Below are 18,023 nucleotides of genomic sequence, written 5' to 3'. Positions count from 1 at the left end.
CCGGCAAGATCCCGCACGGCCGGCAAGATCCCGCACAGTCCGTCACGCCGCCTCGCGCGGCGTGCCTCCCATCCGCTCGAGATGGTTCTCCACATCGTCGAGGAAGCCCTCGGGGAAACGCAGCGAGCCCATGGCCGTGCGGCGCAGGAAGCCCGCGGTCGCCCGGGCCGACAGCAGCCGCGAATCGTCGAGGAACCAGCGCAGGTCCTCGTAGGGCGCGTGAACGGGCCAGGTGGACACCGGAACCCGCTGTACCGTCCCGCGATGTCCCCACGCGGCCGTGGGCCAGCTGCGGCGGGTCAGCGGTTCGCCGTCCGGGACCGGATCATCGGACGGGTTGGTGACGCGCTCGGCGATCCAGGACGCCATGCGCACACTCACCGCATTGCCGACCAGCTTCCAGCGATGCCCGTGCCGGATGCCCGGAACCGTCAAAGCCGGTGTGGTCCAATCCCGATCGAAACCCTGCAGGCGTTCGCCGTCGGTGATGCCCGGCGTCACCAGTTCACCCGACGGCAGCCGCACGGCGGGCGGGCTCGCGATGCCGAGGCCCGAACCGCCCTTCAGTGTCGGCACCGCGTTCACCGCCCAGCCCAGCCCGCGATTGCCCTCGGTCCAGTAGAAGCCGCACGGGTGATTCGACGGATCGCCCATCTCGCGCGGGCCCGCGTCCGTCCCGAACAGGATCGGCCGCGGATCCTCGGTGCGCGAGGCCAGCATCAGCACCCGCTCGCGCCGCTGCGGCAGCCCGAACGCGCGCGCGTCCACCACCCGGTAGGCCCAGGTGTAGCCGAGTTCGCTGAGCGCGTCGGTGATGTGGCGCATGGCTGCGCCGCTGCCCAGTTGCAGCATGAACGGCACATTCTCGATGAGCAGCCAGCGCGGCCCCTTCTTGCGCTTGACCAGCCGGAACACCTCGTCCACCAAACCCGAACGGGGCCCGGTGATTCCGGCGGTCCGCCCGGCCTGCGACAGGTCCTGGCAGGGGAATCCGGCCGCCACCAGCTCGGTCCCCGACGGCAGCGCGCGCAGCTTGGTCACATCGGAATGCAGTGGCACGTCCGGGAAGTGCGCCCGCAGTACCGCCTGCGCCCCCGAGTCGATCTCGCACAGCAGTTCACTGCGCCACCCGTGCGCCGCCAGCCCGAGTTCCAGTCCGCCGATGCCGGCGAACAGGCCGACCATCCGCGCGCCCGTCACAACAGTCCCTTTCACCCCGGAGTCCCCCGTGCCCAGAGCAGGTTACTCGAGTCCCCCCGGCCGCATCGTGATCAACACCGTTCCACAGCCCCGTTCCAGAGCCTGCGGCTATCACCAGGACGCTCGATCAGCAGGCGATGGCGTGGGCAAACGCCGAGAAGCGGCCCGCACCATTGCATGTTGATCACGATGTCGCGCGCACGGAGTGATACCGGCCGGGGAGCACGGGTGCGCGGACACCTGCAACTACGGTTATAGGCGTGACGGATAACGGGAGTGAGGAAGCCAAGCCGGGTGCGCCGCGGTGGCCGGCCATTCTCACCTGGCGGGCGCACAACGCATCGCGGATGGAATCGGTGCGGGTGGTATTGAGCGGCAACCGGATTCGCGCTGCGGGCCGCATCATCGCCGGCGACTGCGAGGACCATCCCGCCTTCAGCGCCTCCTACGACCTGGTCACCGACGAATCCGGGGTCACCAAGCGGCTCTCGCTGCGCAGCACCCTCGCCACCGGCGAACGCCACGCCTCGATCGCCCGCGACGAGGAGAACTACTGGCTCATCGACGCCGGAAACACCCACGTGCGCTCCACCTTCGGCGGCGCGCTGGATGTGGACGTGGTGCTGAGCCCGTTCTTCAACACCCTCCCCATCCGCCGCTACGGGCTGGCGCACACGAACGAGGACGTCCAGGTCCCCGTCGTCTACGTGCGCCTGCCCGACCTCCTCGTGCAGGAAGCCAGCCTCACCTACAGCAGCGGCCCCGACGGCATCCACGTGCTCTCGCCCGTCTCCAGCGCGACCGTCACCGTCGACGAGGACGGCTTCCTGCTCGACTACCCGGGCCTGGCCGAACGGATCTAGTCCAGGGAGTTGATCACGCCCCCCGCGCGGCCGGCGTCGATGTACTTGGTCAGCCAGTTGTGCTCGCCCGGGGTGACATCGGTGATGAACCAGCGCTCGTTGTCGTCGAAGTCCGTGCGGGCGTCGTGCCCGGCCTCCACCAGTTCGGTGATGGTGCCGTTCGCGCGCAGGCTGTCGCGGGCCTGGGTGAGGACCTCGAGGGTGTCGTCGAGCACGTCCAGCAGCGCGGCGGCGTTCGGTTCGCAGATGGCCCGGACCAGGTCGGGGGCGGTGGCCGCGACCCGGGTGCCGTCGCGGAAGGAGCCCGCCGCCAGGCCGAGGGCCAGCGGACCGCCGTTGGTGCCCTCGATGGCGAGGGCCTCCGCCAGGACGTGGGGTAGGTGCGAGATGCGGGCGACCGCGCGGTCATGTTCCACCGCCAGCACCGGCACCACCACCGCGCCGCAGTCCAGCGCCAGCCGCACGACACGCCGGAAGGGGTCGGCGTGTACGCCGGGATCCACGCTGACCGCCCAGGCCGCGTTCTTGAACAGGTCGGGAGCCGATGCCGCCCAACCGGATTCGCTGGTCCCCGCCATGGGGTGCCCGCCGATGTAGCGCGCCCCCAGTTCGTGGCGCTGCACGGCCGCGGCGACCGGGGCCTTCACGCTCACCACATCGGTGAGCACACAATCGGGCGCGAAGGTCTTCACATCCGACAACACGGCGTCGATGGCGGTCATGGGCACACCGATCACGATCAGCGCGTCCCGTTCCGCGGCCCGGGTGAGCACCGCCTCCACATCGCTGATCACGTCGTATCCGTCCATGCGGGCGGCCTTCGAGCCGACCTCGGAGCGGTTGTAGCCGAACGCCTCGTACCCGGCCGCGGCGGCGGCGCGCAGCACCGATCCGCCGATCAAACCGGTACCCAGGACGCACACAGCTGGTTTCGGAGAGCCCGTCATGCGATCAGATTCGCATACGACTTCAACATTTCCCCCGAAGCGGACTACCGTTGCGCCCATGGCAGCACAGCGCTCGAGCACGAACAGGGCGGCGTCGGATGAGTTCGACGACGTGGAAGGGTTCGCAGTGGCGGTTGTCCGCGAGGAAGCCAACTGGAAAGTGACGCCCCTGAGCGAGGCGGCACTGTCCAGTCTGTCCGCGGCCGAGCACGAGTTGCGCGCGCTGCGAAGTTCCGGCGCGGTCTTCGGCCTGCTCGACGTCGACGACGAATTCTTCATCATCCTGCGTCCGGGCCCCACCGGCAGCCGCATCCTGCTGTCGGACGCCACGGCCGCCATCGACTACGACATCGCGGCCGATGTCCTCGAGGAACTCAATATCGAGATCCCCGACATCGACCCCGACGAGATCGACGACATCGAGCCCTGGGAGGAGGGCGACCTCGGCGTGCTGTCCGATCTCGGCCTGCCCGAGCCGGTGCTCGCCGTCATCCTCGCCGAGGCCGACCTCTACCCCGACGAGCAGCTCGGCATGATCGCCCAGCGCCTCGGCTTCGCCAACGAGTTCTCCGCGGTCCTGGACAAGCTCCCGCGTTGATCGGCTCGCTCGCCCCCGACCAGGGGATGAGATCTGACGAGGCGATGATGCGCGCCGCCATCGCCGCGGCGCGTGCCGCCGACCCGCGCGACGTCCCCGTCGGCGCGGTCGTCTTCGACGCCGAGGGCCGCGAGCTGGCCCGCGCCGCCAATGCCCGTGAGGCCCTGGGCGATCCGACCGCCCACGCCGAGGTCCTGGCCCTGCGCGCGGCGGCCCGGGTGATGGGCGACGGCTGGCGCCTCGAAGGCGCGACCCTGGCCGTCACCCTCGAACCCTGCACCATGTGCGCGGGAGCCTTGGTGCTGTCTCGCGTCGGTCGCCTCGTCTTCGGCGCCTGGGAACCGAAGACGGGAGCCGTCGGCTCCCTCTGGGACGTGGTCCGTGACCGACGTCTCAATCACCGCCCCCAAGTCCGAGCCGGCGTCCTCGAACCCGAATGCGCCGCCCTCCTCGACGTTTTCTTCAAATCCCAGCGCCCCTGACCCCCTTCTCCAGCCGATTTCAGAATCCTCGGGGTCCTCAGGTAAAGTCACCACCGGTGGCGTGTCCGAGCGGCCTAAGGAGCACGCCTCGAAAGCGTGTGAGGGGTAACCCCCCTCCGAGGGTTCAAATCCCTCCGCCACCGCCAAGAAGGGCCCCGACCTGATTCAGGTCGGGGCCCTTCTCATTCCCTGGACCGGGCGCAGCTCTTAATCGAATGAAAAGCCTTGGTTAAGGTGCGCTTTCCATCATGGCATCATGCTATGGATCGCGATTGCCGTTCTGCTGGTGGTGATCTGGTGGTATTGGCGTAAGCCCGAGACCTACGGAACCGTGCGCTGGCAGAAGTACGCAGTCATCGCAGTCGCCCTCGCGGCCGCCGCCGCGGTCATCTGGGTGCTGTCCCACCACCCGACCGGAGTCTCGCCCGACGGCACGAATCCACAGATGCCGCCGGTCGTTAACGGGCCTCGGTGAGTCCTGGCTATGGCTCTTATCCAAGTCGAAAGGTTTGTTTAAGAGGTGCCAACCAAGATCGATGCGGCGCAGGGGATTCCCTGTGAGCGAGCAGCCAGGAGGATTCGATGTCGTACCCGCACAACCAGCCTGGCCACTTCTACCCGGCGCTTGCGCCTCGTCCGAACAATGCCACCACGGTTCTGGCCGCCATTTTCGGGCTCTGCCTCGGTGTGTGGTTCACGTTGGGCACACTCGCGAGCTACCAGCTCGCTTCGGACTCGATTCTCGGCACCGAAACCCACCTGATCTACCGCCCGCTCGCGGCCCTCTTGCTCGTCCTGGGCGGCATCCTGTTGCTGCGCCGCCTCACCGTCGGCCGTGTCTTCGTGATCGTCGGCGTGCTGGGCGCTTTCGCCGACGGCTTCGCGGACTTGTCCGAGTACCGGCCCCATGGCTTCGCGGACATGGTGTTCCCCCTGGCCTTCTTCTCCTTCTACCTGGCCATCATCGTGCTGGCCGCCCACCCCTCCACCACCCGCTGGATTCGTACCCGCCCATGATCACTGGCGCGGCCTCACGCAGATAAACCGTTGTGGGGCCTGGTTTTCAAGGGCGGAGGCCGTCGAAGAGCAAGTCGAGGATGCGGTTCACGGCGGTGGGGTAGGACTCGTCCGGGGTGGCGTAGATCTGGAGGGTCATCAGGCGGGAGAGATCGGCAGGTGTGACGTCTGGGCGGAGGGTGCCTTCCGCGTGGGCCCGGGTGGTCAGGCGCGCGATGCGGTCGGCAATGGAGGTGCGGACTTCGATGAGGGTCGAGTCGGCCTTGATGTCGGTGTGGAGGGCGGGCTCGACGGCGGCGGCCAGGGCGCCGAGGCGAAGTTCGGCGCACTCGCGTAGGAGTCGGGAAATGGCGTCGAAGGCGTCGATGGATTCGCGTTCGGCGGTGGCGGCCAGGTCGGCGAGGGCCGACAAATAGGAGTGGGCGGCGGCGGAGATCAGCGCGCCGCGGTCGGGGAAGCGGCGGTAGAGGGTGCCCACGCCGACGCCTGCCGCGTCGGCGATGTCCTTCATGGAGACATTGACGCCCTGTTCCCGGAAGACCAGTTGGGCGGCGGCCAGGATCTGGTCGCGATTGCTGCGGGCGTCGGCCCTGAGCTCGGCCATTGTCCTCACCTCCGGAAAAAGTGGACGAGATTCTTCCGGTTAGCGTACCTTCGTGGAAGTGGACGAAAATCGTCCACTTGGATCGAAGGTGATGACGATGAGCAAGACAGTGCTGATCTCCGGAGCGGGCATCGCCGGCTCGACCGCCGCGTATTGGCTGGGGCGCAACGGATTCGACGTGACCGTGGTGGAACGGGCCCGCGCGCAGCGATCCAGCGGGAATCCCGTCGATGTGAAGGGCCCCGCTGTCGATGTGATCGAGGGGATGGGGGTGATGCCGAGTGTGCGGGCGGCCGCGTCGCGGGTAGATCGGATGAGCTTCGTCGATCCGGCGGGGCGAGAGCGATCGAGGCTGCGACTGAGCGCTTTTCAAGGCGGGGCCGGCGCTCGTGAAGTCGAGATCACCCGTGCCGACTTGGCGGCGATCCTGCTCGAGGCGGCACGGGACTTCGCCGAACTCCGCTGGTCTGATTCGATTTCCGAGATCGCGCAGCATTCGGCGGGGGTTGACGTGACGTTCGAGAACGGTGCGGCCGGGTGCTACGACTACGTCATAGGCGCAGACGGCCTGCACTCGAACGTCCGGCGGCTCGCCTTCGGCGCGGAGTCCGAATTCATCGGCCACATGGGCATGTACGTCGCGACACTGCCGGTCGACCGCGCCTTCGGCGACGAACGCGAGGTGGTGATGCTGAATCTGCCGGGCCGCGCCGTCTCGGTTCATCCGTCCAAGGGAAAAGCCGTGGCGGCCTTCTTGTTCCGCAGCCGGGCGGTGCCCGGTTTCGATCACCGCGACCTCGACCAGCACAAGCGGCTGGTGACCGACGCCTTCGCCGAACCGATCGGAATCTTCGCCGAAGTCCTCGATCAGCTGAAGGCCGCCGATGACATCTACTTCGACTCGGTGAGCCGAATCAGCTTGCCGCAGTGGTTCAATGGCCGCGTCGGTCTGCTCGGTGACGCCGGATCATCCCTGTCCCTCTTCGGCGACGGCTCCACTCTTGCCATCGCGGGCGCGCACACCCTCGCTCACGAACTCGCCCGGACCCCGGATCATCCGCATGCCGCCCTCTCTGCCTACGAACAGCGCCACCGCCGACTCGTCGAACCCAGGCAACGCGGCTTCCGCGCGGCGCGCGCCCTCATGGTTCCCGCCACTTCGACAGGCATCACGATCCGCAACGCCATCACCCGTTTCATGCGCTGATGTGGATCGTCAACCGTATCCACCATTTGAAATGTTAGCAGTTCAAATTGTCGGTGGGGTCTTGTAGCTTCTGCGATGGCGTTGATCGTGACGACGTCGGAAGAGTGAAGGGGAAGCTACGTGAAGAACTCTCGAATCCGTCTGGCAGGCAAGGGGATTGCGGGATCTGTGCCGATGAGGGTGGCCGTTATGGTTGCGACCGCGGGGGCGGCTACCGCCCTCGTGACCGCGACCGCGTCGGCCCAGATGACCATTGCGACCTCGCCGGCCTACTGTGTCGGCACGACCTATGCCGTCACCCTCCCCGCGGCGGACGCCTCTGCGCTGTGGGCGCAGATGCCCGCCATCGAAACCGCTCAGAACGAGTGGGCGCTGGTGGAAACACCGTCCGCCGGTAGCGGGCTGTCGACAACCGTCTCGGCCCCGGTGAAGTATGTCGCCGGCCGGGACGTGACCGTGCAGTGGACGCCGCCCGCGGCCGGGCAGTGGCAGCTCATGATGGCCCCGTTCAGTCAGGGCGGCTATGGCACCCCCTTCGCTGGGCCGTTGGCGGTCACCGTGGTGCAGTCCGCTCCGGCCGGATCGAGTTGCACCCAGCCCACCGGCGGTGGAGCCGGAACCGGTAGCGCGAGTTCCATTCCGGTGATCGGGCCGCTGCTGAGCTCCCTCTCCGGCTAGCGCCTGGTGATGGAAGTCGGGACAGGCAGACGTCATCGTCGGGGCATCTCATGCACGAAGGGGAGATTGATATGAAGAACCTCGAATCCGTCGGGTGGGGACCGGGATCGCTGGGGTCGCAGTAATATGGCGCGGCCCCCATCCGGGAATCGGATGGGGGCCGCGTCGTTCAGCGATATATCAGCCGACCGTGACCGGCTGCTTGTCCTCGACAACCGCGGAGTTCTGCTTCAGCTCGGTGAGCTTGGAGCCTTCCACGTCGATGTCGGGGAGGATGCGGTCGAGCCACTTGGGCATCCACCAGGCCCAGTTGCCCAGCAGGGCGAGCAGGGACGGGATCAGCACCATGCGGACGATGAAGGCGTCGAAGAAGACGCCCGCCGCCATGGCGAAGCCCATGGACTTGGCCACCACGTTGTCGTCGAGCATGAAGGCGCTGAAGACCGAGATCATGATGATGGCGGCGGAGGTCACGACGCGGGCGCCGTGGTGGTAGCCGCTGATCATGGCGTCCTTGGCGGACTTGCCGTGGACGTATTCCTCACGCATGCGGGTGACCAGGAAGACCTGGTAGTCCATGGCGAGGCCGAATACCAAGCCGATCAACATGATCGGCAGGAAGCTGACCAGCGGGTGCGGGTCGAACAGGCCGCCCTTGCCCTCCTGGAACAGCAGCACCGTCGCGCCGAAGGTGGCCGCCATGGAGAGCAGGAAGCCGAGGGCGGCGGTCAGCGGGACCAGGATGGAGCGGAAGACCAACAGCAGCAGCAGGAACGCCGCGCCGGCCACGATGGACAGGTACGGAATGATCTTGTGCAGCAGGGCCTGTGAGACATCGGTGTAGATGGCGGTGGTGCCGGTGATGCCGTATTCCATGCCGTACTGGCTGTTGAACTTGGATTCCGCGTCGCGCGCGTTCTCGACGAGATCCTTGGTTTCCTTGTTGTTCGGCCCGGATTTGGGCACGCCCATGAACAGGGCGGCCTGCCCGTCCTGACTGCGCTGGGTGGCGGTCAGGTAGTCCATGCCGGAGTAGTCGGCCAGTGTCTTGCGCAGGTCCCCGAGCGCCTTGTCGCGCTCGCCTTCCGGCGTCTTCGACAGGTCCACGGCCACCATCAGCGTGCCGTTGGAGCCCTCACCGAAACCCTTGGTCTGCAAGTCGTATGCCTTGTAGAGGGTGGTGTCCTTGGGCATCGAGTCGCCGCCGGGCAGGCCCAGTTGCAGATTCGCGGCCGGTGCGGCCAGCAGGCCCAGCAGCACCACCGACGCCGCGAGGGTCAGCCACGGAGCCTTGCCGATGAAGCGCGCGAACCGAATGCCATTGGTGACCGAGTTCTCGTCCTCGGGATCGTGCTGGGCGACCAGCGGCAGCTTCGGCTTGAACAGGGTCTTGCCGAACGCGCCGATCAGTGCGGGCATCAGGGTCACGGCGACCAGCACCGCCATCGCGGCCGTGATCGCGCCGCCGATACCCATGTAGGTGAGGAAGCTGACGCCCACGAAGCTGAGCCCGGCCAGCGCGACGATGACGGTCAGACCGGCGAAGATGACCGCGGAACCGGCGGTGCCGACCGCGGTGCCCGCCGCCTCTTCCGGCGAATCCGATACGGCCAGTTCGTGTTTGTACCGCGACACGACGAACATGGCGTAGTCGATGGACAGGGCGATGCCGATCATCGACGCCAGCGTCGGGGTGAAGCTGGGCATGGTCAGCCAGTGGGTGCCGAACATGATGATGGCCATGGCGGTGCCGACACCGAAGATCGCGGTGATGATGGGCACGAACGCGGCGACGATCGCACCGAACGCGATGATCATGACCACCAGCGCGACGCCGATGCCGATCATCTCGGACGCGCCACCGGCGGCCTGCTTCTGCTCGATATTGCCGGTGAGCTCGACCTGCAGCCCGGCGGCCCGGGCGTTCTTGCCGATGTCATAGGCCGCGTCCTGGTCGGCCGGCTTGATGTCGGAGAACTTGGGAATGGTGTACGTGACCTTGACGACCGCGACCGAGTCCGGGTTGGTCTTGTTCAGGACGTTGAGCGGTGCGTTCGAGCAGCTGGCGGCGAAGTTCGCAGCGGATCGATCGCCGTCGAGGCAGTCGACGCCCGCGGCCTTGCCGATCTGCTTGGTGACGTCGACGGGATTCATCGGCGCCTTCTTCGGGTCCGACTTGTCCACGATCGACAGACCGTTGAGGTCGTTCATGAACCCCTGCAGCGCGTTCGCGTACTCGGGGTCGGTCAGCTTCTTACCCTCGGGCGCGGCGATCACATAGGTGCCGCTGACGGCGTTGGCGTCGAAATCCTTGGAGGCACCGGGGAAGTGCTTGTCGAGGATCTCGGTGGCCCGCTCCGACGGCAGGCCGGGCATGGAGAAGCTGTCCTGGAAGGGTTTGGCGAGGGCGGCGCCGGTGCCGCCGATGATGAGCAGCCCGGCGATCCACGCCGAGATGACTATCCATTTCCGGCGGAAGGCGAACTTTCCCCACCGATAGAGGTATACGGACACGAGGGGTTCTCCTGGGCGAATGGTTATCGGGCGAAACAGGGTGCTTGCGCGAGCGCGTAGACAGGCACTGCCGCCGGGAGCTCCAAGGCCCCCCGCCTCCACGAAACTAATTCTGCCTACCGTGCGGTAGGTAGACTACCGAGCGGTTAAGCGGAGGAACAACCTCGACTCTAGGTGGCGTGCGTCGCATTTCGAGGGCGGGTGAGAGGATGAGACCATGGGTGCCCCAGTCGTTTCCGGAACGGTCGTCGCAGGTCGCAGCACCAAGGACGCGATCCGGGACGCGGCTCTCCAGCTGTTTTCGACCAAGGGCTTCGATCACAGCAGTCTGCGTGAGGTCGCCGATGCGGTGGGAATCACAAAAGCCTCGCTCTACTATCACTACGCCTCGAAGGTCGATCTGCTGGTCGCGATCATCGAGCCGATGTTCGACGAGGTGCGCACGCAGGTCGAGGGCCTCGACGAGATCGCGCACACTCCCGAGAACGTGCGCGCGGTCATCCGGGAACGCCTGCGTTCGACCCTCGCCAATCGGAAAGTGGGCGCGCTGTGCATGCGCGACACGGTCGCCATCGTCAACGCCCTCGGCAATCGCTACCCCGACCTGATCGAATTGCACCACCGCACCTGCCGATGGCTGGCCGGGCCCCATGCCGACGCCGATACCCTGCTGCGCGCCACCGCGGCCATGCAGGTGCTCAGCACCGCCATGATGTCCCAGGAGATCGTGCCCGACACCGATATCGATCACATCGAGGCGACACTGTTGAATGCCGCACTCGGCGTGCTCTATCCGGCGCGATAGGGTTTTTCTCTTACCACCGATCTTGATCAGGAGCTCCCGTGCACATCACCGCGAAGGTCGATTACGCGGTGCGCACGCTCGTGGAAATCGCGAAGGCGCAACCGGATTCGGTGAAGGCCGACGCCATCGTGGCCGCCCAGGACATCCCGCCCAAGGTGCTGGAATCGGTGGTCGCGGATCTGCGCAAGGGCGGACTGGTCACCAGCCGCCGCGGACCCGACGGCGGCTACCGGCTGGCCCGCCCGGCGGCGGAGATCAGCGTCGCGGATGTGATCCGCGCGGTGGAGGGTCCGCTGGCCTCGGTGCGCGGACAGCGGCCCGAGGACGTGACCTACCCGGGCGCCGCCGAATCGCTGCAGCGGGTGTGGATCGGATTGCGTGTGAACATCCGCTCGATCCTGGAGCGGGTCACCATCGCCGACATCGCCCACGACCTGCTGCCCTCGTTCCTGGACGAACTGCTCCGCGACCCCGACGCCTGGACCCGCCGCCCCCGTCCCGAGGCCACCCCGGCCCCCACCCCGGAGCGCGGTCCGATCGCGGTGGAGTGGCGTGATCTGGATCAGCCTGACATCTGACAGACCGGAAAACGTCGCGGCGGCGGTTCGGTTTCGGCGGTAGCCTGCCACCATCATGTTGATCCGACTCCTACGCACCTTCCTGTGGCCCTACCGCAAGCAGTTGGCGGGGGTCGTCGTGCTCCAGCTGATCTCGGTCATCGCCATGCTGTATCTGCCCACGTTGAACGCCGACATCATCGACAACGGCGTCACCAAGGGCGATATCGGCTATATCTGGTCCACCGGCGGCTGGATGCTGCTGGTGACCGCCATCCAGATCGTCGCCCAGGCGCTCTCGGTCTACCTGGGCTCGCAGGCCGCGATGGGCGCGGGGCGCGATATGCGCGCGGCCCTGCTGCACCGGGTCGGCACCTTCTCCGCGCGCGAGGTCGGCGTGTTCGGTGCGCCGTCGCTCATCACGCGCAATACCAATGACGTCGGGCAGGTGCAGCTGCTCGTGGTCATGAGCGCCACCATCCTGGTCATGGCCCCGATCATGTGCGTCGGCGGCATCTTCATGGCGTTGAAGGAGAGCGTGCAGCTGTCGTGGCTGCTGTTGATCGCGGTGCCGGCGCTGGGCCTGTCCATGGCCTTCATCATCAGCCGCATGGTGCCGGGGTTCCGGCGCATGCAGGAGCGCATCGACGCGGTGAACCGCGTACTGCGCGAACAGATCACGGGCATCCGCGTGGTGCGCGCATTCGTGCGGGAGCGGCAGGAGACCTGGCGCTTCGGGGTCGCCAATACCGAGCTGACCAACCAGTCGCTGTATGTCGGCCGGTACATGGCGCTCATGTTCCCCGTGGTCATGTTGATCTCCAATGTGACCACGGTCGGCGTCATCTGGTTCGGCGGCCACAGCATCGACAACGGTGAGATGCAGATCGGCACGCTGACCGCGATGCTCGCCTACATCATGCAGATCCTGATGGCGGTCATGATGGCCTCCTTCCTGGCCATGATGGCCCCGCGCGCCGCGGTCTCCGCCGAGCGCATCGGCGGGGTGCTCGACACCGAGTCCTCGGTGGCCGAACCGCGACTGCCGCAGCCGTTCAAGGGCGACCCGGGCACGGTGGACCTGCAGTTCGCGGAGTTCAAGTTCCCGGGCGCGGAGAAGCCGGTGCTGCGGGCCATCCGGTTCCAGACCGCGCCGGGCACCACCACCGCCATCGTGGGTGCGACGGGTTCGGGCAAGACCACGCTGGTCAATCTGATTCCGCGGCTCATCGACGTCACCGACGGCGCGGTCTACGTGGGCGGCACCGATGTGCGCCACCTCCAATTGGAGACGTTGCGTTCGGAAATCGGCCTGGTGCCGCAGAAGGCGTACCTGTTCTCCGGCACCGTCGCCTCCAATCTGCGCTACGGCAAGCCCGACGCCACCGACGAGGAGCTCTGGCACGCGCTCGAGATCGCGCAGGCCGCCGACTTCGTGCGCGAGATGCCGCAGGGCCTGGAAACGCCTGTGGCACAGGGCGGTACGACCGTCTCGGGTGGTCAGCGTCAGCGCCTGGCCATCGCCCGCGCGCTGGTGCGCAAGCCGCGCATCTACCTGTTCGACGACTGCTTCTCCGCCCTCGACGTGGCCACCGACGTGCGGGTGCGCGACGCTCTGAAGCCGGAGACCTCGAACGCGTCGGTCATCATTGTGGCGCAACGGATCTCGACCATTCGCGACGCGGACCAGATCGTGGTGCTGGAGGACGGCGCGATGGCCGGCATCGGCACCCACGACCAATTGCTGAGGGACTGTTCGGAATACCGCGAGATCGTGGAGTCGCAGTTCAGCGCGGAGGAGGTGCGATGAGGCCCGGCGGCGTCAATCCCGGTGCGCCGGACGCGAAGGCGAAGTCCTTCGGCCCGTCGCTGAAGCGCCTGTTGCGCATGCTCGCACCCGATCGCTTCTATCTCGCGATCGTCTTCGTGCTGGCCGTGGGCTCGGTGGTGCTGAACACCCTGGGCCCGCAGATCCTCGGCAAGGCCACCAACCTCATCTTCGACGGTGTGGTCGGCAAGTCGCTGCCCGCGGGGCACAGCAAGGACGAACTGGTCGCGGGGCTGCGCGCGAACGGCAACAACACCTTCGCCGACATGCTGGCGAGCATGAACGTGATTCCCGGTACGGGAATCGATTTCACCGCGGTCGGCCATGTGCTGGCCGGGGTGCTGGCGCTCTACATCGGGGCGGCGGTGTTCCAGTGGCTGGAGGCGCAGCTGCTGATCATCGTGATCAACCGGACCGTGAAGCGGCTGCGCGCGCAGATCGAGGAGAAGCTGCACCGGCTGCCGCTGCGCTACTTCGACTCCATGCCGCGCGGCGATGTGCTCTCCCGCGTCACCAATGACGTCGACAATATGGCGCAGACGCTGCAGCAGACCATGTCGCAGCTGCTCATCAACGTGCTGTCGGTGATCGGCATCCTGATCATGATGTTCTGGATCTCCTGGGTCCTGGCCCTGATCGCCCTGCTCACCGTGCCGTTGGCGATCATCGTGACCGCGCAGATCGCCAAGCGCTCCAAGCCGCACTTCGTGGACCAGTGGAAGTACACCGGCCAGGTCAACGCGCAGGTCGAGGAGGCCTTCACCGGCCACGAGGTGGTCTCGGCCTTCGGCCGCGTGCGCGAGGTGGGCGAGGAGTTCGACGCCACCAACGAGAAGCTCTACAACGCCTCGTTCAAGTCGCAGTTCATCTCCGGCCTGATCATGCCCGCGATCATGTTCCTCGGGAACCTGAACTACGTGCTGATCGCCGTGGTCGGCGGCCTGCGGGTGGCGTCGGGTCAGCTGTCGCTGGGTGAGGTGCAGGCGTTCATCCAGTACTCGCGCGGATTCACCCAGCCGCTCACCCAGATCGGTTCGATGATGAACCTGCTGCAGTCGGGTGTGGCCTCGGCCGAGCGCATCTTCGAGATCCTCGACGCCGAGGAGCAGTCGGCGGATCCGGATCCGGAGGATTCGCGGCCGGTGGATCGCGGCCGGGTCGCGTTCGAGGACGTGTCCTTCCGCTACGAGCCGGAGACGCCGATCATCGAGAACCTCTCGCTGGTGGCCGAACCCGGACACGTGGTGGCCATCGTCGGGCCGACCGGCGCGGGCAAGACCACGCTGGTCAACCTGCTCATGCGGTTCTACGAGGTGGATTCGGGCGCGATCACCATCGACGGCGTCGACATCACCGGCATCTCCCGCGACCGCCTGCGTTCGCGCATGGGCATGGTGCTGCAGGACACCTGGCTGTTCGGCGGCACCATCCGCGAGAACATCGCCTACGGCAATCCGAACGCCTCCGAGGAGGAGATCCTCACGGCCGCCCGGGCGGCGTACGTGGACCGGTTCGTGCACGCGCTGCCGCTGGGCTACGACACGGTGATCGACGAGGAGGGCTCCGGCGTCAGCGCCGGCGAGAAGCAGCTCATCACGATCGCGCGCGCGTTCCTGGCCAAGCCCTCGATCCTGATCCTGGACGAGGCCACCAGCTCGGTCGACACCCGCACCGAGCTGCTGGTGCAGCACGCCATGGCGGCGCTGCGCCGGGATCGCACGAGTTTCGTGATCGCGCACCGGCTTTCGACGATCCGCGACGCCGACACCATCGTGGTGATGGAGAAGGGCAAGATCGTCGAGCAGGGCACGCACGAGCAGCTGCTGCAGGCCCGGGGTGCGTACTACCGGCTCTACAACGCGCAGTTCGCCGCCGCCATCACCGATGGCGAGGGCAACAATGTGGACGATCCGGAACCGGACGCGGTCGCGCTGACCAAGTAGTCCGGCCCGCCCTGGCCCGCACCCAGAGGTGCGGGCCAGGCCACTTTTCACGAAGTGAGAGGATGGGCTTCGTGTCTGCTGCCTCCGAGTTCTCGTTCAAGGTCGGTACCCGTCTGGAAGGGCGGCACGGCAGGACGGGCGTGATCAGTACGCCGCACGGCGACATCGCCACGCCCGCCTTCACACCGGTCGGCACGAAGGCGACGGTCAAGGCCGTACTGCCGGAGACCATGAAGGAACTCGGTTCACAGGCGCTGCTCGCGAATGCCTACCACCTGTACCTGCAGCCCGGTCCCGACATCGTCGACGAGGCCGGGGGCGTGGCCGCGTTCATGAACTGGAAGGGCCCGACCTTCACCGACTCGGGCGGCTTCCAGGTCATGTCGCTGGGCGTCGGGTTCAAGAAGGTGCTGGCCATGGAGTCGGTCGGCGTGCAGAGCGACGACGTGATCGCCAAGGGCAAGGAGCGCCTCGCCCACGTCGACGACGACGGCGTCACCTTTCGCTCGCACCTGGACGGTTCGAAGCACCGCTTCACTCCCGAGGTGTCCATGGGCATCCAGCATCAGCTGGGCGCGGACGTCATGATGGCCTTCGACGAGCTCACCACGCTCATGAATACCCGTGGCTACCAGGAGGAATCGCTGGAGCGCACGCGTCGGTGGGCCAAGCGCTGCCTCGACGAGCACGAGCGGCTCACCGCGGCGCGCTCGCATCGGCCGTATCAGGCGCTGTTCGGCGTCATCCAGGGCGCGCAGTACGAGGACCTGCGCCGCAAGGCATGTCGCGATCTGGAGGCGCTGCGCGGCGAGGCCGGAACCGGATTCGACGGATACGGCATCGGCGGTGCGCTGGAGAAGCACAATCTCGGCACCATCGTCGGCTGGTGCTGCGACGAACTGCCCGAGAACAAGCCGCGCCATCTGCTCGGCATCAGCGAGCCCGAGGATATTTTCACCGCCGTGGAGAACGGCGCGGACACCTTCGACTGCGTGAATCCCTCACGCGTGGCCCGCAATGCGGCGCTCTACACCGACGAGGGCCGCTTCAATATCAATACGGCGCGGTTCAAGCGGGACTTCACGCCCATCGACGAGACCTGCGACTGCTATACCTGCGCCAATTACACCCGCGCCTATATCCATCACCTGTTCAAGGCGAAAGAGATTCTCGCGGCGACGCTGTGCACCATCCACAACGAGCGGTTCACGGTTCGGCTGGTGGACCGGGTGCGGGAAAGCCTGGACGGCGGCTATTTCGACGATTACAAGACCGATTTCCTCGGCCGTTGGCGCGGTCGCATCAAAGCCCCTGGACTGCAAGGGAATTAGACGCGACCGCGCCGAAACCCCTATTCGTAGATGGCCGAGCGCTCGCGCGGGCGGTACGAGGGCTCACGCTTCTTCAGGAAGGCGATGCAGCGGTAGCTGATCGGCAGCACGCACATCTCGACCAGGGTCTTCCAGACGAAGCCCACGATCGTGTAGTTGAAGTAGTCACCCCAGCTGTGGATGCCGATGGCGGTGGCGGCTATGGAGCAGAACACGAAGGTGTCGCCGACCTCGCCGGCCACGGTGGAGCCGAGTAGTCGGGCCCACAGGTGCTTCTCCTTGGTCTTCTCCTTGATGAGCACCAGGGTGATCGAGTTCAGGAACTGGCCGACGAAGTACCCGGCGATTCCGGCGAAGGCCAGCTGCGGCGTATGGCCGAGGACATCGCCGAAGGCCGAGCCGTTCTGATCGAGGTCGCCGGTGGGCAGCTTGATGACGATCTGGAAGCAAATGATCATCAGCAGCAGCGCGCCGAACCCGTAGTAGACGATGCGGCGGGTCGCACGGAAACCGTAGACCTCGCTGAGGATGTCGCCGATGACGTAGGCGAGCGGGAACAGGAAGAACGCGCCGTCCATGGTCAGCGGCAGCACGGTGATGGGCCCGAAGGAGATATGGGACCCGGAGAAGAACTGCACGCCCTTGGCGACGCAGACATTGGAGATCAGCAGTACGGCCGTGAAGGCGACGGCCACCGGTGTGAAATATCCCCCCGCCGCGTCCGCGAAAGCCGCGTGCTCCGACGTGGGGTGTCCAGATCGGTCGGTATCGACCATTTTCGATTCACTCACGCGGAAAGTATCCCTGCCTGGAGCGATACGCACCGGCAGGTGGGTGACCTAGGCTGAGCGAATGACGAATCCCGGCGATTCCGACGAGTGGTGGAAGCAGTACGGCGGTGAGGGCGTCTCGCCCGAGACCCCGCCCGCGGCACCGCAGCAGCCGACGCCCCCGCAACCGCCGGCCGGATACAGCTCCGCCCCGCAGTACCAGCAGCAGCCGATGACCCCGCCGCCACAGCCGGTATACCCGAATTACCCGCCGCCGCAGGCGAATCCGGCTCCGGGCTATCCCGCGCCCGCCCAACAGCCGCAGGGCTACGGCTATCCGGGCTACCAGCCCTACGGTTACTCGCTGCCGGTCCAGCAGAACAACTCGCTGGCCATCGCCTCCATGGTGGTGTCGATCATCGGCCTGCCCAGCCTGTTCATCTGCGTCTTCGTCCCGGTCGTCTCGATCGCCGGCCTGGTGATGGGCATCGTGGCGCTGAATCAGATCAAGAGCAACCCGCAGGGCGGTCGCGGTCAGGCGCTGGCCGGCATCTGGGTGGGCGCGGTCGGCACCGTCATCGGCCTCGGTCTGCTGCTGGCGCTCCTCGCTTTCGGCATGTCCGCGCCGTACAACTGAAAAGCGCTGGATAGCAAGAGAAATGGGGACGCATCCGGAAAG

The 18,023-nt window shown here is 66.6% G+C and carries 18 protein-coding genes and 1 tRNA gene; 14 read left to right on the top strand and 5 right to left on the bottom strand.

Features of this window, described 5'->3' with window-relative positions:
* Positions 1–42: 42 nt before the first annotated feature.
* Positions 43–1,185, bottom strand: a complete 1,143-nt coding sequence (locus GPX89_RS20790) for a DNA cytosine methyltransferase (RefSeq protein WP_157389814.1) — start codon at positions 1,183–1,185, stop codon at positions 43–45.
* A 275-nt stretch (positions 1,186–1,460) separates the two neighbouring features.
* On the opposite strand from GPX89_RS20790, the gene GPX89_RS20785 reads away from it, so the two are divergent.
* A complete protein-coding gene (locus GPX89_RS20785; RefSeq protein ID WP_328602096.1) occupies positions 1,461–2,063 on the top strand; it encodes a putative glycolipid-binding domain-containing protein in 603 nt (200 codons plus the stop codon).
* Here the strand turns inward: GPX89_RS20785 and GPX89_RS20780 are convergent.
* Positions 2,060–3,010 (bottom strand): prephenate dehydrogenase, encoded by a 951-nt coding sequence (locus GPX89_RS20780; RefSeq protein WP_157389330.1) that lies wholly within the window; start codon positions 3,008–3,010, stop codon positions 2,060–2,062. The genes GPX89_RS20785 and GPX89_RS20780 overlap by 4 nt on opposite strands.
* Positions 3,011–3,068: 58 nt before the next feature.
* Here GPX89_RS20780 and GPX89_RS20775 point away from each other — a divergent pair, with 58 nt between their 5' ends.
* The 5 genes from GPX89_RS20775 (at position 3,069) to GPX89_RS20755 (ending at position 5,107) form a co-directional block, all read left to right on the top strand.
* Positions 3,069–3,608 carry a tRNA adenosine deaminase-associated protein gene (locus tag GPX89_RS20775; protein WP_157389329.1) on the top strand — a complete coding sequence of 180 codons (540 nt, stop codon included), beginning with the start codon at positions 3,069–3,071 and terminating at the stop codon, positions 3,606–3,608.
* Between the two features lie 26 nt (positions 3,609–3,634).
* A complete protein-coding gene (locus GPX89_RS20770) occupies positions 3,635–4,090 on the top strand; it encodes a nucleoside deaminase (RefSeq protein ID WP_157389328.1) in 456 nt (151 codons plus the stop codon).
* 55 nt (positions 4,091–4,145) lie between these two features.
* Positions 4,146–4,236: transfer RNA gene (locus GPX89_RS20765), tRNA-Ser, on the top strand.
* A gap of 110 nt (positions 4,237–4,346) precedes the next feature.
* Complete coding sequence (locus tag GPX89_RS20760) at positions 4,347–4,565, top strand: hypothetical protein (RefSeq protein ID WP_157389327.1); 219 nt, start codon at positions 4,347–4,349, stop codon at positions 4,563–4,565.
* A gap of 107 nt (positions 4,566–4,672) precedes the next feature.
* Positions 4,673–5,107 (top strand): hypothetical protein, encoded by a 435-nt coding sequence (locus GPX89_RS20755; protein ID WP_157389326.1) that lies wholly within the window; start codon positions 4,673–4,675, stop codon positions 5,105–5,107.
* Positions 5,108–5,153: 46 nt separating this feature from the next.
* Here the strand turns inward: GPX89_RS20755 and GPX89_RS20750 are convergent, their stop codons facing one another.
* Positions 5,154–5,711 carry a TetR/AcrR family transcriptional regulator gene (locus GPX89_RS20750; protein WP_157389325.1) on the bottom strand — a complete coding sequence of 186 codons (558 nt, stop codon included), beginning with the start codon at positions 5,709–5,711 and terminating at the stop codon, positions 5,154–5,156.
* Between the two features lie 97 nt (positions 5,712–5,808).
* Here GPX89_RS20750 and GPX89_RS20745 point away from each other — a divergent pair, with 97 nt between their 5' ends.
* On the top strand, positions 5,809–6,918 hold the full coding sequence (locus GPX89_RS20745) for an FAD-dependent oxidoreductase (protein WP_198347524.1): 1,110 nt from the start codon (positions 5,809–5,811) through the stop codon (positions 6,916–6,918).
* 189 nt (positions 6,919–7,107) lie between these two features.
* Positions 7,108–7,596, top strand: a complete 489-nt coding sequence (locus GPX89_RS20740; protein ID WP_157389323.1) for a hypothetical protein — start codon at positions 7,108–7,110, stop codon at positions 7,594–7,596.
* 180 nt (positions 7,597–7,776) lie between these two features.
* Here GPX89_RS20740 and GPX89_RS20735 read toward each other — a convergent pair whose 3' ends face one another.
* Positions 7,777–10,110: an MMPL family transporter gene (locus GPX89_RS20735; protein ID WP_328602095.1), complete on the bottom strand. Its 2,334-nt coding sequence runs from the start codon at positions 10,108–10,110 to the stop codon at positions 7,777–7,779.
* Positions 10,111–10,327: 217 nt separating this feature from the next.
* On the opposite strand from GPX89_RS20735, the gene GPX89_RS20730 reads away from it, so the two are divergent.
* The 5 genes from GPX89_RS20730 (at position 10,328) to tgt (ending at position 16,574) form a co-directional block, all read left to right on the top strand.
* Positions 10,328–10,915, top strand: coding sequence for a TetR/AcrR family transcriptional regulator (locus GPX89_RS20730; RefSeq protein ID WP_157389322.1), 588 nt, complete (start codon positions 10,328–10,330; stop codon positions 10,913–10,915).
* 38 nt (positions 10,916–10,953) lie between these two features.
* The gene (locus GPX89_RS20725) at positions 10,954–11,493 is read left to right on the top strand and encodes an RrF2 family transcriptional regulator (RefSeq protein WP_328602094.1); all 540 of its coding nucleotides are present in this window, start codon (positions 10,954–10,956) and stop codon (positions 11,491–11,493) included.
* A gap of 55 nt (positions 11,494–11,548) precedes the next feature.
* The gene (locus tag GPX89_RS20720; protein WP_157389321.1) at positions 11,549–13,282 is read left to right on the top strand and encodes an ABC transporter ATP-binding protein; all 1,734 of its coding nucleotides are present in this window, start codon (positions 11,549–11,551) and stop codon (positions 13,280–13,282) included.
* The gene (locus tag GPX89_RS20715) at positions 13,279–15,243 is read left to right on the top strand and encodes an ABC transporter ATP-binding protein (protein WP_157389320.1); all 1,965 of its coding nucleotides are present in this window, start codon (positions 13,279–13,281) and stop codon (positions 15,241–15,243) included. The genes GPX89_RS20720 and GPX89_RS20715 overlap by 4 nt, the downstream gene beginning before the upstream one ends.
* 62 nt (positions 15,244–15,305) lie before the next feature.
* Complete coding sequence (tgt, locus tag GPX89_RS20710) at positions 15,306–16,574, top strand: tRNA guanosine(34) transglycosylase Tgt (protein WP_157389319.1); 1,269 nt, start codon at positions 15,306–15,308, stop codon at positions 16,572–16,574.
* Positions 16,575–16,594: 20 nt separating this feature from the next.
* On the opposite strand, the gene GPX89_RS20705 is transcribed toward tgt, so the two are convergent.
* Positions 16,595–17,350, bottom strand: a complete 756-nt coding sequence (locus GPX89_RS20705) for a queuosine precursor transporter (protein WP_157389811.1) — start codon at positions 17,348–17,350, stop codon at positions 16,595–16,597.
* A gap of 76 nt (positions 17,351–17,426) precedes the next feature.
* Here GPX89_RS20705 and GPX89_RS20700 point away from each other — a divergent pair, with 76 nt between their 5' ends.
* A complete protein-coding gene (locus GPX89_RS20700) occupies positions 17,427–17,981 on the top strand; it encodes a DUF4190 domain-containing protein (protein ID WP_157389318.1) in 555 nt (184 codons plus the stop codon).
* The last annotated feature ends 42 nt before the right edge of the window (positions 17,982–18,023 follow it).

Source organism: Nocardia terrae, from assembly GCF_009760405.1.
Lineage (GTDB): Bacteria > Actinomycetota > Actinomycetes > Mycobacteriales > Mycobacteriaceae > Nocardia > Nocardia terrae.
Note: the sequence above shows the minus strand (reverse complement) of the source record. Positions and strands in the feature narration are given on the sequence as shown.

Excerpts from the sequence above, each read along its gene's own strand:
- GPX89_RS20780 (WP_157389330.1), bottom strand. The coding sequence starts at position 3,010 with ATGACGGGCTCTCCGAAACCAGCTGTGTGCGTCCTGGGTACCGGTTTG.
- GPX89_RS20790 (WP_157389814.1), bottom strand. The coding sequence starts at position 1,185 with ATGGTCGGCCTGTTCGCCGGCATCGGCGGACTGGAACTCGGGCTGGCG.
- GPX89_RS20745 (WP_198347524.1), top strand. The coding sequence starts at position 5,809 with ATGAGCAAGACAGTGCTGATCTCCGGAGCGGGCATCGCCGGCTCGACC.
- GPX89_RS20740 (WP_157389323.1), top strand. The coding sequence starts at position 7,108 with ATGGTTGCGACCGCGGGGGCGGCTACCGCCCTCGTGACCGCGACCGCG.
- tgt (WP_157389319.1), top strand. The coding sequence starts at position 15,306 with ATGGGCTTCGTGTCTGCTGCCTCCGAGTTCTCGTTCAAGGTCGGTACC.
- GPX89_RS20715 (WP_157389320.1), top strand. The coding sequence starts at position 13,279 with ATGAGGCCCGGCGGCGTCAATCCCGGTGCGCCGGACGCGAAGGCGAAG.
- GPX89_RS20775 (WP_157389329.1), top strand. The coding sequence starts at position 3,069 with ATGGCAGCACAGCGCTCGAGCACGAACAGGGCGGCGTCGGATGAGTTC.
- GPX89_RS20760 (WP_157389327.1), top strand. The coding sequence starts at position 4,347 with ATGCTATGGATCGCGATTGCCGTTCTGCTGGTGGTGATCTGGTGGTAT.
- GPX89_RS20705 (WP_157389811.1), bottom strand. The coding sequence starts at position 17,350 with ATGGTCGATACCGACCGATCTGGACACCCCACGTCGGAGCACGCGGCT.
- GPX89_RS20720 (WP_157389321.1), top strand. The coding sequence starts at position 11,549 with ATGTTGATCCGACTCCTACGCACCTTCCTGTGGCCCTACCGCAAGCAG.
- GPX89_RS20770 (WP_157389328.1), top strand. The coding sequence starts at position 3,635 with ATGAGATCTGACGAGGCGATGATGCGCGCCGCCATCGCCGCGGCGCGT.
- GPX89_RS20750 (WP_157389325.1), bottom strand. The coding sequence starts at position 5,711 with ATGGCCGAGCTCAGGGCCGACGCCCGCAGCAATCGCGACCAGATCCTG.
- GPX89_RS20755 (WP_157389326.1), top strand. The coding sequence starts at position 4,673 with ATGTCGTACCCGCACAACCAGCCTGGCCACTTCTACCCGGCGCTTGCG.
- GPX89_RS20730 (WP_157389322.1), top strand. The coding sequence starts at position 10,328 with ATGGGTGCCCCAGTCGTTTCCGGAACGGTCGTCGCAGGTCGCAGCACC.
- GPX89_RS20700 (WP_157389318.1), top strand. The coding sequence starts at position 17,427 with ATGACGAATCCCGGCGATTCCGACGAGTGGTGGAAGCAGTACGGCGGT.